This window comes from Halomonas flagellata (assembly GCF_022487945.1).
In the GTDB taxonomy this organism is placed as follows: Bacteria; Pseudomonadota; Gammaproteobacteria; order Pseudomonadales; family Halomonadaceae; genus Halomonas; species Halomonas flagellata.
Genome location: NZ_JAKVPY010000045.1, coordinates 1 through 13,669, shown reverse-complemented (window position 1 = coordinate 13,669; position 13,669 = coordinate 1). Strand labels below are relative to the sequence as shown.

At 49.9% G+C, this 13,669-nt stretch carries 10 protein-coding genes and 1 pseudogene; 7 read left to right on the top strand and 4 right to left on the bottom strand.

The genetic code is table 11. The features are described from left to right. Positions 1-32 precede the first annotated feature (32 nt). Positions 33-1,106: an IS3 family transposase gene (locus MKP05_RS20540; RefSeq protein WP_240570025.1), complete on the top strand. Its 1,074-nt coding sequence runs from the start codon at positions 33-35 to the stop codon at positions 1,104-1,106. A gap of 2 nt (positions 1,107-1,108) precedes the next feature. Continuing rightward, the gene (locus MKP05_RS20535) at positions 1,109-1,270 is read left to right on the top strand and encodes a hypothetical protein (protein WP_240570024.1); all 162 of its coding nucleotides are present in this window, start codon (positions 1,109-1,111) and stop codon (positions 1,268-1,270) included. A 32-nt stretch (positions 1,271-1,302) separates the two neighbouring features. Here the strand turns inward: MKP05_RS20535 and MKP05_RS22175 are convergent. From MKP05_RS22175 to MKP05_RS20515, 4 genes and pseudogenes are all read right to left on the bottom strand, one after another. Further along, positions 1,303-2,210: pseudogene (locus tag MKP05_RS22175) on the bottom strand (IS701 family transposase); the annotation flags it as partial. A gap of 114 nt (positions 2,211-2,324) precedes the next feature. Then, complete coding sequence (gene uxuA, locus MKP05_RS20525; protein ID WP_240570022.1) at positions 2,325-3,515, bottom strand: mannonate dehydratase; 1,191 nt, start codon at positions 3,513-3,515, stop codon at positions 2,325-2,327. Positions 3,516-3,569: 54 nt separating this feature from the next. After that, positions 3,570-4,346, bottom strand: coding sequence for an FCD domain-containing protein (locus MKP05_RS20520; RefSeq protein ID WP_240570021.1), 777 nt, complete (start codon positions 4,344-4,346; stop codon positions 3,570-3,572). Between the two features lie 156 nt (positions 4,347-4,502). Continuing rightward, positions 4,503-5,489, bottom strand: a complete 987-nt coding sequence (locus tag MKP05_RS20515; RefSeq protein ID WP_240570020.1) for a TRAP transporter substrate-binding protein — start codon at positions 5,487-5,489, stop codon at positions 4,503-4,505. Between the two features lie 407 nt (positions 5,490-5,896). Between MKP05_RS20515 and MKP05_RS20510 the strand changes: the two genes are divergently transcribed. The 5 genes from MKP05_RS20510 to MKP05_RS20490 all read left to right on the top strand — a co-directional run bounded on the left by MKP05_RS20510 (position 5,897) and on the right by MKP05_RS20490 (position 13,404). Next, the gene (locus tag MKP05_RS20510; protein ID WP_240570019.1) at positions 5,897-6,379 is read left to right on the top strand and encodes a TRAP transporter small permease; all 483 of its coding nucleotides are present in this window, start codon (positions 5,897-5,899) and stop codon (positions 6,377-6,379) included. A gap of 39 nt (positions 6,380-6,418) precedes the next feature. Continuing rightward, positions 6,419-7,720 carry a TRAP transporter large permease gene (locus MKP05_RS20505; protein WP_240570018.1) on the top strand — a complete coding sequence of 434 codons (1,302 nt, stop codon included), beginning with the start codon at positions 6,419-6,421 and terminating at the stop codon, positions 7,718-7,720. Positions 7,721-7,756: 36 nt separating this feature from the next. Continuing rightward, positions 7,757-10,150 (top strand): glycoside hydrolase family 31 protein, encoded by a 2,394-nt coding sequence (locus tag MKP05_RS20500; protein ID WP_240570017.1) that lies wholly within the window; start codon positions 7,757-7,759, stop codon positions 10,148-10,150. Positions 10,151-10,211: 61 nt separating this feature from the next. After that, positions 10,212-11,648: a glucuronate isomerase gene (gene uxaC, locus MKP05_RS20495; protein WP_240570016.1), complete on the top strand. Its 1,437-nt coding sequence runs from the start codon at positions 10,212-10,214 to the stop codon at positions 11,646-11,648. Positions 11,649-11,949: 301 nt separating this feature from the next. Then, positions 11,950-13,404 carry a mannitol dehydrogenase family protein gene (locus MKP05_RS20490; protein WP_240570015.1) on the top strand — a complete coding sequence of 485 codons (1,455 nt, stop codon included), beginning with the start codon at positions 11,950-11,952 and terminating at the stop codon, positions 13,402-13,404. Positions 13,405-13,669: the final 265 nt, after the last annotated feature.

Genomic DNA, 13,669 nt, shown 5'->3' with positions numbered 1-13,669 from the left:
AAGGCGAAGGCGATCTGGGGGGACGAGGACGAATGATCAGCACCCCGGATCGCCGTCATGCTGTCGAGCTGATCAATGAGGCGCGCAACGCTGGTGCCCGTCTCGAGCCCGCCTGCGAGGTCCTGGGTATCACGCCCCGGACCCATCAGCGCTGGACCCGTGATGGCGAACTCCGGGAGGATCAACGCCCTTTTGCCGAGCGGCCGGTGCCCACCAATGCCCTGACGGCAGCTGAGGAGCAGGAGATCCTTGACGTGTGCCACCGGCCGGAATTCGCCAACCTGCCACCCGACCAGGTCGTCGTGCGGCTGCTGGACGAGGAAAACCGCTACATCGCCTCGGTATCGACGTTCTACCGGGTATTGCGACGGCATCACGAGGTAGTCCACCGCGGGCGTGCCAGAGCACCGAGGCGTCACGCCAGGCCCACGACCTACCACGCGACCGCTCCCAATCAGACCTGGTCCTGGGATTGCACCTGGCTCGGTGGGCCGATCAAGGGTGAGCATTACTACCTGGTGATGATCCTCGATATCTTCAGCCGCAAGATCGTCGGCTGGGAGGTCTTCCTGGCCGAGTCGGCGCTCAACTCGCGCACCGTCATCGAGCGGGCTGTGCTGGCCGAGAAAGTGGTCAACCAGCCGCTGGTGCTGCATGCCGACAACGGCAGCCCGTTCAAGGGCGCCACGCTGCTGGAGAAACTGCACGACCTCAACATCACGCCGTCCTACAGCCGGCCACGGGTCAGTAACGACAACCCCTACTCCGAGGCGGCGTTCCGTACCTGCAAGTACCGGCCGGATTACCCGGTGGACGGCTTTGCCAGCGTCGGTGAGGCACAGCAATGGGTGCATGGCTTCGTCCACTGGTACAACCATGAGCACCGCCACAGCGGCATCCGCTTCGTGACACCGGCCGAGCGCCATGCGAGCAAGGACAAGGCCATCCTGACGCGGCGTCACGAACTGAACCTGGCAGCCCGCAAGGCCAACCCAGCGCGCTGGAGCGGCAAGACTCGCAACTGGACGCCCATCGAAACCGTTTCGCTCAATCCGGAGCGGGAACCCGCAGTCACGCTGGTCGAACCAGAAAAACAGGCGGCGTGACAATGATCAGACACGACAACTTTCTTGACATCTACCGGCTTGCTGCTGCCGACAGTGGCACTGCCAAGTCCGATACTGATGCTTGCGTCGCCAATCCGACCAGTGAAGCGCATGTGACAAGGCTTGTTGTCCTTGCCATAGCCATCGCCCTATCAGCCGCCTGAGCTCGGAGAGTGTCCACTGGATCCTGTCGGACACCGTTTTTTTGCTGTTGGCTCGCCTGCTGAATCGCCACCAGTAGGGCATGGGCCAACAGCGACAAGGTGATGTGGCGATGCCAGCCTCCCCATCTCCTCACCTCATAGTCATCCAGCCCGCATTCCCCCTTGGCTGTCTGAAACCCTTGCTCGATTTTCCAGCGTTGGCCCGCGACCCGAACCAGCGTCTCGATCGACGCCCAGTCCCGGGGGGCATGGACCACATAATAGGCCAGCTCACCCGGCTTCGAGAGGCTGCATCGGATCAGGAGATAATGTCCCCAACGGTGTGCCTCTGTCCGAGGACTGCAGCCTCATCAGGGGGGCCAAGGCCCAGTCGTACCAGCGCTCCCCCTTGCTGCCCGAGCCAGCGGACAATGTCTGCCATGCATCCTCCGGTAGTGTCGCCGCGATCTCGGCAGCTCGCGTGTACTGGAAGCTCTTCCACCACAGGGGTTCGGTTGCAAGACACTTCTAAAACAAAGGGTTGCAAGCATTCTTACAGCCAGAGGCGCAGGCTGCGGTTGCCACCATAGACGGTATCCCCCGTCACCCAGGAGGCCGGTATCCCCTGGTCCAGCGCGCGCTCCAGCATGCGGCGGGCGAGCTCTGGTTTGCTGGCAAATTCGACGTCATCGGGAATCCCTGCACGCCGACAACGCTCACGATCCTGTGTCCAGGACTTGGGCAAGTAAAGGGCTCGATCCAACAGATACTGCACCCCATCTGGGGACGCATCGCCAAGCCACTCGGCAAGATGCCAGCCATTCTTTCGTTCGCACTGGCTGAGCAGTCCCTGAAAGTAGCGTAATGCGCGATCGCACGTTTCCGAACGTGGAATGAGCGGGCCTAACCGATCCGCCAGGTCATCCAACAATGCTGAGACTGAGAGATCCTGCGCTTGCATCCTTCACCGTGTGATCGCTTCCCTATCAATCACATGCATTATAGCTTATTCAGTTACGACTGTAGTATTAGCCCCGAATCAAGAATCATTTTGTAAACAGCTTTTAGCTGGAGGTCAGGGGGTGCCCTTGAGCACAAAGCGTTTGAGGGTAAGTTCGGCACCCCGCAATTCAGCCAGCCCTTTCATACGTCCCAGCGAGGAATAGCCTGGCTTCACTGACTTTTTGAGATCGTCCATGATCTGATGGCCGTGGTCAGGACGCATCGGAATGGCTCTCGGGTCACCGGACTGTTCGCGACGCTGCTCCTCTTCCAGCAGAATGCGAATCACATCTATCAGGTTGGAATCCCCACCCAAATGCGACGCTTCATGAAAACTACCAGCCGTTTCCTCACGTTCCGTTGAACGCAGATGAGTGAAATAGATTCGATCCGCGAATGACTTGGCCATGTGGCAGAGATCATTATCTTCTCTAACACCGTATGAGCCGGTACAAAATGTGATGCCGTTAGCTCGTGAAGGAATTTGATCGATTAGCCACTTCACGTCTTCCAGGGTAGAAACAATTCGTGGCAAACCCAATATGGGGCGCGGAGGATCATCCGGGTGAATGGCCAATCGAATTCCGCATGCCTCGGCAACTGGTACAATATCCTCCAGGAATAACCTTAAATTATCTCGCAACTTGTTGCTGTCGATTTCCTTGTATTCGGCCAGAGCGGCTCGAAAATCTTCGATCGTATAGCTTTCTTCCGCACCTGGAAGGCCGGCGATAATGGTTGCGACGAGCTTATCCCGGTCGTCGTCGGTCAGATTTTGGAAATAATGGTAGGCCGCAGCCTTTTCACTTTCTGTGTATGACGCCTCACTGCCTGGGCGTTCAAGGATATAAAGCTCAAAGGCAGCAAAGGCAGTTTGATCGAAACGCAGGGCACGGGATCCATCAGGCAATTCATAGGATAGATCTGTACGTGTCCAGTCCAGAATTGGCATGAAGTTATAACAAACTGTATGAATTCCGCAAGCCGCTAAATTACGCAAGCTCTGCTTGTAGTTTTCAATGTATCGAATGTAGCTTCCGGTACGGCGCTTGATATCTTCATGTACCGGGATGCTTTCGACCACTGACCACTGCAAGCCAGCTGATTCAATCATCTCCTTGCGAGACTGAATCTTATCCAAAGGCCATACATCGCCGTTGGGGATTTCATGAAGTGCTGTTACGATTCCTGTTGCCCCCGCCTGTCGGATATCGTTAAGGCTAATCTCGTCATTGGGGCCAAACCACCGCCATGTATGTTCCATCTCGTTACCGATATACTCTGTTGATTGCTAAAGGGATAATGAAAAAAGCGTTCCTTAGGAAGCTTTTATTTGAACTGGGTTGTCAATAAACAAGTAGCCATCAAAGTCAGGTTCTCCGTGCTCAGAAAGCTCCATTAATGTGTTTTTTACATTTTCGAGGTGTTGCCACATTGCCTGACGCGCATCATTAGGATTGCGGCGCTGGATTGCCGTAAGTATATTGTCGTGATCAACAAGCCACTTTTTGCGATAAGTCTGATCTGTGATATGAGAATGCAATTGCTTCCACATCGGACTTCTTTCACGGCGTTCCCATAAGTTCAGAAGGACATCGACCAGGACACTATTTTGCGTAGCTTCGGCAATCGCGAGATGGAACATCTTGTCACCGTCGTAGTCGGTTGCTTCAAGGTCGATGTTTTTTCGCTCCATGTCCAATGCTTCACGCATACGTCTAATGTCATTTTTTGTTACCTGAGTAGCTGCAAACTCAGCAATATAGCTCTCTATAAGCTGCCTAGCTTGCATCATTTCGAATGGACCAGCGTCCTCTTCATCTAGATCCTTTTCTATGGTGTCATTCGATGATGATGCTGATGGCAACTTGATCACATATACACCGCTGCCTTTTCTTACTTCGATAAGCTCCATGAGTTCCAACATGATCAGGGCTTCGCGTACGACCGCGCGACTTACAGAGAACCTTTCTGCGATATCACGTTCAGGCGGCAGACGATCACCGACCTTGTACCGCCCTGACGAGAGCTCGGTATACAGTTGATGTCCAATCTCCTGATAGAGACGTTTGGGTTTGCTCAACTTATAGTTCATCTGCTTGCCCCCTTCCGACAACATTAAGCTTGAACGCAAATTGTCGTGATGGAATGACCAGATAGAACTCAATGGAAAAGGTTTTAAGGTATCTGGTCAATCCAAAGTCGTAATGTGAGTTTATAAGATTAGTGCTTCCATGCCACCCACCATACCTTAGTCGGCCAATGAATTTATGGCTTTAACATACGGGGCGATGTCAGGGGCCTGCAAAGCCTCATCATGCATTGGCTTTACTGCTTCAATAAACGGGCCTTTGTCTACCTTGATGATCTCGACGCCCATCTCCTTCGCTTTTTTCATCTCACGATCAATATTTTCGGACCATATTTCCTTCATGAATTCCATGGATTCTTGACCAGCTTCTTTCAGTGAAGATTGCTGAGATGGTGTCAGTTGTTCCCATGACTGAGTGCTGATTACCAATACATCCGGAATCATTGTATGTTCATCGAGGCTGTAATAATCGACGACTTCGCCATGACGATAGGTGGTGACAGAGTTAATGTTGTTTTCTGCCCCATCGACGACGCCCTGTTGTAGAGCTGTATATAGTTCGCCATAAGGAAGAGGTGTCGGTGATGCGCCCAGCAATTCGATCATTCTGACAGCGGTGGGGCTGGGTTGCACACGAATCTTGAGCCCTGACAGATCGGATGGTGTCCTGATCGGCTTGTTAGCATAGAAGCTTCTGGCCCCACTATCATAATATGTAATACCGACGAAACCATATTGCTTCGATGAGTCTAGAATTTTGCCTCCGACATCCTCGCTTTTAAGTGCACGATAATAGTGATCGCGGTCTTGAAACAGATAAGGTATGTTGAACGCACCGTAGGATGGATCAAAAGACTCCATTTCACTGGCATTGGATTTTACCATATCCAGGGCACCAGCTTGTAGAAGCTCCATTGATTCGCGTTGAGTGCCCAATTGGCTGTTAGGATAAATCCGAATGCGGACTTCTTCATCAGTTTTTTCGTGAACTTTATCAGCGAAAAACTGCATCGCCTTATGAACCGGTGCTTGCTCGTCGACATTGTGGCTCAGCTTTAGAGTTGTCGCGCTGTTCGCTGACAAGCTAAGTCCGCCGAGCAAAGCCACCGATACTACTTTCGCCATGAATCGCTTACGGAACATCATATTCATCTCCAATATTAGCCTTGTATTTTTTAAGGTAGAAACACCGGCTAAACGTCCTACGACGAGACCGGTATAGTCATTTGTGATGCAGTCGCCGCAGACATGTCTGAGATGCCTACGCCGAAGGGATGCAGCCACTGCCGTATCGGTAACCAGTGTCGCCAACCACGATAGACGCTACCCCCTCCCAAGCATCAGCAGCAACATCTTCCACTGGCAATGCTGCATAACCAATTCTGCCACATTCCTCCCGATTGGTCAAGCACCTTGCGCAATGTGGTTGACCAATACGGCATATTGGTGCATCCTTTGACCATCGGCTCGGCCCGACATAGGCTGAATTGGTCTGATAAGTTATTGAGTGGTAAGCAATATGGCTTGTGTGGATAGCCACATCTTGGAGGGTTATGAAAAAGCTCGTTGCTGTGCTTGATAGCACGCTATCTATATTCTGCGTGCTTCTTACCGTTGTGTTAGTCGCCTGTGTTATATGGCAGGTTTTCTCGCGCTACGTGTTAGGAGTACCCAGTACCTTGACAGATGAGTTGGCCCGGTTCCTCTTTATCTGGGTGGGATTGATGGGGGCAGCCTATACGCTTGGACAAAATAAGCATTTGGCGATGGACTTTTTATTGATGAAGTTAGACGGAAGAGCTAATTCGCTTCTGAAACTGGTGATAAGCCTTGCCTGTGTTGTGTTCGCAGGTGTCGTGATGTTGTACGGTGGGGGAGGGCTAATGCTCAAAACCCTGAGTATGGGGCAGATTTCACCAGCTCTTGGTATCCAGATGGGGATGGTGTATTTAGCAATACCACTCAGTGGGTTTATTATGTTGGTTTACCTTTTTCGGGATATTTTGAGTGCATTGAATGGGTTTTTTGGGGATTGAAACGTGATTCAGCTATAACTGTCAAATAAGGATATAATTATGGAGTGGTTAGTCACTTTAGTATTGTTTGGAAGTTTCTTCCTTCTATTAGTGCTGGGAATACCTATATCATTTGCTATTGGTCTTTCAGCATTGATATCCATTATGATGATGTTGCCATTTGACCCTGCTTTATCAGTGGTGTCTCAGAAAATGGCTTCTGGTCTTGATAGTTTCACACTTCTGGCGATACCGTTTTTTATATTGGCCGGCAATATCATGAATCGCGGAGGTATCGCGATTCGGTTGATTGAATTTTCCAAGCTTATCGTCGGCCCTATGCCGGGGGCATTGGGTCATGTCAACGTTATTGCTAACATGTTATTCGGCTCTATATCGGGTTCCGCAGTCGCTGCCGCAGCGGCCGTCGGGGGAACGATGGCTCCTCTGCAGAAGAAGAACGGCTACGATCCAGTTTATTGTACAGCTGTCAATGTTACGTCCTGTCCAGCAGGACTGCTGATTCCACCGAGTAATGCCCTTATTGTGTACTCTCTGATCTCGGGTGGCACCTCAATAGCCGCATTGTTTTTGGCCGGCTATATCCCGGGATTACTGATGGGATTAGGTATTATCGTTATCTCTAGTATCATCGCGAAAAAGCGAAAATATCCCGTTTCTGACAGAGTTCCATTTCATGATGCGTTGATAATTACTCTGCGAGCCTTACCGAGCTTGGGTTTGATAGTCGTCATCATGGGTGGAATCGTAGCTGGGGTTTTTACTGCGACCGAAGCATCTGCTGTGGCTGTGTTATATACTCTACTATTGGCATTGGTTTTTTATCGAGAAGTGTCAATAAAAGATATGCCCAAAATTATCCTGGAAGCGGTAATGACTTCTTCGATGATAATGCTGCTCATAGGCGCGTCAATGGCCATGGCCTGGGCGATGGCGAATGCCGATATCCCTTATATGATCAGTAATACTCTTCTTGCAATATCGGATAATCCAATAGTAATCTTGTTGATCATTAACATTATTTTACTGGTAGTGGGAGTGTTCATGGATATGACGCCCGCGCTGCTGATCTTTACGCCTATTTTCCTTCCGGTTTCATCGGAAATCGGTATGGATCCAGTACATTTTGGTATCATGATGGTTTTTAACCTTTGTATCGGTCTCTGTACGCCTCCGGTTGGCAGTGCGCTTTTCGTAGGTTGCTCTGTGAGTGGTGTACAAATCGATAAGATAATTAAGCCACTGTTGCCGTTCTTTTTAATTCTTTTGGTGTCGCTTTTCGTTGTCACATTCTTTCCTCAGGTAAGTCTGTTTCTTCCACAGCTTCTACTTGATTACTAGTCAGAAAGCTCGAAATTGTTATAATTTTTGGAGAAGATGAAAATGAAGTCTGTTAAAGATTGGAATTACGTTACGTCTATTGGGAACAGGGTCGATATTGAATGCGATGGGCGCCATGTTTTACACATTTTTATCCTTGAAGATGACTTGGTCCGTGTATTACTAAAAAAGGATAAAGGGCTCCGTCTGGATAGAACCTGGTGTATCGCTCCTGAGGGGGACGATGGGGATTGGTACGGACGTGATCGCCTGAGTACCAAAGGGTTTAGCCTGCCAGACTATAATATCGAAATTGATGGGAACAGGCTGCGTATTATGACAGACCTGTTGCGCCTGACAGTGGAGAGGCCATTACGATTAGATTGGGAATATAAAAATGATATGGGCGAGTGGGTGACTTTAGCGTCTGATCGTAAGAATAGTGCTTACATGCTGGGTGTTAAAGATGATGCAGTCAGTCACTTTATGAGCCGTTCCCTTGAGGACCGGTACTATGGTCTCGGTGAGAAGACCGGCAATTTAAATCGTGCCAATAAGCGTTACCAGATGTGCAATATGGATTCAATGGGATATGACGCTGAACGCACGGATCCATTATATAAGCACATTCCATTCTATATTACTCAGGTTAACAAGGTCAGTTACGGAATCTTCTATGATAATTTGGCTACCTGTTGGCTCGATATGGGCAATGAGCTCGACAACTATCACGGTTATTATCGCAGCTATCGAGCAGAGGACGGTGACCTAGATTATTATATGATCTACGGGCCTACGGTATTGGACGTTACAAAACGTTATACTCGCTTGACTGGGCGTACTGCTTTGGGGCCGAAATGGAGCTTGGGATTTAGTGGATCAACGATGCACTATACTGATGCAAATAATGCACAAGAACAGTTGTTGCAATTTGTGAAGCTATGTCGACAGCATGGTATTCCTTGTGATTCATTTCAGCTATCATCAGGATACACATCGATCAATGACAAGCGCTACGTCTTTAATTGGAATTACAGTAAGGTACCTGATCCTGAAAAGCTTGCTGCTGACTTTCACCAGGAAGGAATGAGACTTGCGGCCAATATTAAGCCATGCTTGCTGCAAGATCATCCACGGTTTGCAGAGGTTAAAGAAAAAGGGCTGTTTGTCAAAGATTCAGAAAGCAATGAACCTGAGCTATCTCAATTTTGGGATGATGAGGGATCCCATCTGGATTTTACCAATCCAGAAACGATCAGCTGGTGGATGTCGAATGTCACTGAACAGTTATTACAAAAAGGCATAGACTCTACCTGGAACGACAATAACGAATTTGAGATTTGGGACTCTAATGCTCGATGTGCGGGTTTTGGCAATGAAGTACCGATAAAATTAATTCGTCCACTGCAAACATTGCTAATGATGCGTGCATCTTTTGAAGCCCAGATGAAATATTCGGAAGATACGCGACCTTACCTGATCTCTCGTTCCGGTTGTGCTGGCATGCACCGTTATGCTCAAACCTGGAGTGGTGACAATAGCACAAGTTGGAAGACGCTCCGCTATAATATCAAGATGGGCCTGGGTATGAGCTTGTCCGGTATTTACAACCTTGGCCACGACGTGGGTGGTTTTTCTGGTGAGCGGCCGGAGCCTGAACTCTTCGCTCGCTGGGTACAGAATGGTATCATGCATCCTCGTTTCACAATTCATTCTTGGAATGACGACGGTACTGTCAACGAACCATGGATGTATCCTGAAATTACGCCGATTGTAAGGGAGGCGATGACACTGAGATATCGCCTGATGCCTTACATCTACAATGTTTTGTGGCAGGCGCATGACGCCTATGAGCCGATGCTTCGCCCAACATTTCTCGATCACGAACATGACAGCCGAACCTTTGAGGAGTGTGATGATTTCCTTTTAGGCCAAGATCTGCTGGTGGCATCAGTTGTCGAAAAAGGGCAGCGATATCGTGATGTTTATCTACCGGACAACCGCGATGGATGGTATGACTTTCACCGCCATGAGTGGTACGGCGGTGGCCAAACTGTGACCTTACCAGCCCCCTTGGAAGAGCTTCCTCTACTAGCGCGGGCTGGTTCCGTAATTCCAACCAGTTCACGTATCGATTATGTGGATTCCTCCCTGGATGATCAGCGTCAACTGTTGGTCTTTCCTTTCAAAGGGGTAGGGCAGCGTAAGATAACGATTTTCGACGACGATGGAGAGAGTTTCTCTTATCGCCAAGGTGACTGTCTTCATGTGATTATAGACTTGAAGTGTGATAACCACAGCATTGAGCTGAATATCTCTAAATCTGGAAGTTGGAGTCCTGCATATCAAGGATTTGTGCTGCAGCTTCCCATGGGTGAACGGCGTCCACTATTCGTAAACGGCATTCGGTATGAAGCTGGGGGTGAGTTTTTGCTTGCTGAGGTGAGTTGAACGAAGGTGGTTTTGGTAATTGCCACCCAGATGTAAAAGAAATATGCTGCAGGAGTGATAAATGCGTCCTTTTTTATCTGAAGATTTTTTGCTGTCGTCTGAAACGGCTCGTCGACTTTACCATGATTTTGCAAAGGACGAGCCGATTTATGACTATCATTGCCATCTGAGCCCTCGGGAGATTGCGGAAAATCGTCGTTTCGATAATCTTGGCGAAATCTGGCTTGAAGGTGATCATTATAAGTGGCGTGCAATGCGTGCCGCTGGTATCCCGGAGAATTTGATCACCGGTGATGCGTCTTTTTCCGATAAATTTCGGGCCTGGGCCAGTACTGTCCCGCAGTGTATTGGTAATCCTATTTATCATTGGACACATCTCGAGTTACGTCGCCCCTTCGGTATTAAAGGCCTTCTTTTCTCGCCTGACACCGCTGATGCCGTCTGGGACAAGTGTAGTGAGCTACTGTCGACAGAAGAGTTTTCCGCTCGCGGAATTATGCAGAAAATGAATGTGAGGATGGTCGGCACAACTGACGATCCCGCCGATAGCTTGATCTATCACCGTTCCATTGCAGATGATGACAGCTTTGATATTGAAGTAGCACCTACCTGGCGTCCCGATCGGGCGTTCAAGATTGACCACGCAACCTTTCCTGAATATTTACAAAAACTGGGTGCGGCAGCTGATGTCGAAATATCTAGCTATGACGATTTACTAAAAGCACTTGAGTTGCGGATCAATCACTTTTCAGAACATGGTTGCCGCGCTGCTGATCATGGCATTGAGGTCGTGCGCTTTGCGGAGATACCGACCGACAAGACCCTTACCAAGATACTGGTTAAGCGCTTGCAAGGTGAGCACTTAACAGAGAATGAAATAGCGCAGTTTTCAACTGCCGTTCAAGTCTGGCTTGGTAAGCAGTATGCAAAACGGAACTGGGTGATGCAATTACACCTAGGCGCACAACGGAACAATTCTACGCGGATGTTTCAGCAGTTGGGCGGAGATGCTGGGTTCGATTCCATAGGTGATCGTCCTTTCGCATACTCTTTGGCGCGTTTTCTGGATACTCTGGATGTTTCCAACGAGTTGCCGAAGACCATTCTTTATTGCTTGAATCCCAGCGACAATGAAGTATTGGCCACTATGATAGGCAATTTCCAGGGAGGCGGCATTCCCGGCAAGATTCAATTTGGTTCCGGGTGGTGGTTCAATGATCAGAAAGACGGGATGATTCGCCAGCTGACTAGTTTGTCACAAATGGGGCTTTTAAGCCAGTTTGTAGGAATGCTAACCGACTCTCGAAGCTTTTTGTCATACACCCGTCATGAATACTTCCGTCGAATCCTCTGTGATCTTATCGGGGGGTGGGTGGAAAATGGGGAAGCCCCAGCCGACTTCAACATGTTGGGTACTATGGTGCGCAATATTTGCGGCAACAACGCGGTTGAATACTTTGGCCTTACATTGCCGCGCGGTACGAGCAGCAGGTCTTAATTGTCCTGACAGCATACAAGGGGAGGCTGATGAAAAAAGCGGCGCTGTGTGGTGACTCTGTTGGCGAGCTTGCAGGTTCCACCTTCAGTCTCGTTTTGCCGAGTTTTTTTAGGCAATGGTCTTTACATAACAGCCAGCCTTTTTCTAGAGCCTCCGCTATTTAGTGTGTGTTTCCACGAGGTATCCCCGGTGGCTGGTTTACTGGGATACCTAATGGAAATAACTGTTCTGTATGCTCTGGATGACATCGGCGACTCGTCAGTCTCGCCGGCGGCTCCCGATAACATGAAGGAAGAAAATGATGAATGAAGTTTTACGCGTTAACAGCCGCTACTTGCCTGAAAATATTGGCACTGGCATAGTCCATATTGGGCTAGGGGCCTTCCATCGTGCCCATCAAGCCGTATATTTAGAACGCTGGCTGAATCGTTTAGATGATAGCGATTGGGGTATCTGTGCAGCCAACATTCGCTCCAATCGGGCTCTTGTAGATAGCCTGAAAGCGCAAAAATATTGTTATCATGTCGCCGAGTTCAAGGATAGCGAACGTGTAACCTTGCGAGAGGTCAATGCAATCCGTGAAACGCTGTTTTCTGGCGAAGATAAGCGTTCATTAATCGACAAATTGGTGGCGTCGATAACCCGTATCGTCACCCTGACTGTCACCGAGAAGGCATACTATATCGTACCGGCCGAGCAGCGTCTTAACCTTGATGATCCAGCCATTCTGCACGATATCGAATATCCCCATTCCCCGAAGACTGTCCCTGGTATCCTGCTGGAGGCGTTGCGGTTGAGACGGGAACAAGGTGTTGCTCCCTTTACGGTGCTTTGTTGCGACAATATGCCGGAGAATGGCAGCCGGACTAAGCTAGCGGTCACTGAACTGGCTTCCTATCAATCGGAGGATCTGGCAGACTGGATCCGTAGCGAAGTTGCTTTTCCCAACTCGATGGTTGATCGCATTGTTCCGGCTATGACCGATGAGACACGTGAATCCCTCGAACGGGATATCGGTATTGACGATCCTGCAGCAATCGTTTGTGAAGCCTTTAGCCAATGGGTGATAGAGGATAACTTCCCCCTTGGCCGCCCGAATTGGGAAACCGTAGGCGTGCAGATGGTGGCCGATGTACGACCGTTCGAAACCATGAAGCTACGCATGCTCAACGGCAGTCACTCGCTGCTGGCCTATGTTGGTCTTCTTGGTGGCTGGCAGACGGTTGCCGAGGCGATCGCCGATCCGGATATGACAATGCTGATACGTCGCTATATGCATGAGGAAGCAGCACCGACACTGACGATGCCATCAGGAGTGGTTCTGGCCACCTATGGTGACGAGCTGATCACGCGATTTACTAATGACAGTCTGCAGCACCAGCTGATTCAGATCGCAATGGACGGTTCCCAGAAATTGCCTCAGCGCTGGTTACAAGGAGCTGAGGCCGCTTTGGCCGAGGGCCGGTCAATCCCCGTCACAGCGCTCGGAGTGGCAGCCTGGATGCATTACGTCAGTGGCTTGGGGTTGAATGGGACGGCACATCGGGTTGACGACCCGTTAGCAACAAGTTTCTCGCAGATTTATGCTCAACATCTCGAAGCAGAGGCTCGGGTGGAGGCGTTATTGAGCATGAATGAAATCTTTCCCGCATCACTGGCGCGGTTGCCGAGATTTCGACAGCTGGTATTAGACGCCTATCTGGCGTTGGCTCGGGATGGTGCTGCATCCTGTATGCGGAATCTGGTAATGAGTTGACAAACCACAAAAAAGTCCTGGTGATCTGGGGAGTGGGGACGAATTATCAGGACTCCAGATCGCCATCGAGCCGTTCGGCTGATCGACGAGTCCCGCGTCGTGGGCGCAGCCTGGCGTGTCATCGTCGCTTAACACTTGAACCCCTGATATTCACCGGGCAGCCCTGGAAATGAAGATGGCGGTTGGTATCCTACTGATAAATCAGAGAGTTCCTGGCAGAACCTGATTCAGGAGGACCAACCGCCATGGGTGAAACCCTAACGAC

Bases quoted from the DNA above. Each gene is read 5' to 3' on its own strand.
- MKP05_RS20540 (WP_240570025.1), top strand. From the start codon at position 33: ATGATCAGCACCCCGGATCGCCGTCATGCTGTCGAGCTGATCAATGAG.
- MKP05_RS20535 (WP_240570024.1), top strand. From the start codon at position 1,109: ATGATCAGACACGACAACTTTCTTGACATCTACCGGCTTGCTGCTGCC.
- uxuA (WP_240570022.1), bottom strand. From the start codon at position 3,515: ATGGAACATACATGGCGGTGGTTTGGCCCCAATGACGAGATTAGCCTT.
- MKP05_RS20520 (WP_240570021.1), bottom strand. From the start codon at position 4,346: ATGAACTATAAGTTGAGCAAACCCAAACGTCTCTATCAGGAGATTGGA.
- MKP05_RS20515 (WP_240570020.1), bottom strand. From the start codon at position 5,489: ATGATGTTCCGTAAGCGATTCATGGCGAAAGTAGTATCGGTGGCTTTG.
- MKP05_RS20510 (WP_240570019.1), top strand. From the start codon at position 5,897: ATGAAAAAGCTCGTTGCTGTGCTTGATAGCACGCTATCTATATTCTGC.
- MKP05_RS20505 (WP_240570018.1), top strand. From the start codon at position 6,419: ATGGAGTGGTTAGTCACTTTAGTATTGTTTGGAAGTTTCTTCCTTCTA.
- MKP05_RS20500 (WP_240570017.1), top strand. From the start codon at position 7,757: ATGAAAATGAAGTCTGTTAAAGATTGGAATTACGTTACGTCTATTGGG.
- uxaC (WP_240570016.1), top strand. From the start codon at position 10,212: ATGCGTCCTTTTTTATCTGAAGATTTTTTGCTGTCGTCTGAAACGGCT.
- MKP05_RS20490 (WP_240570015.1), top strand. From the start codon at position 11,950: ATGAATGAAGTTTTACGCGTTAACAGCCGCTACTTGCCTGAAAATATT.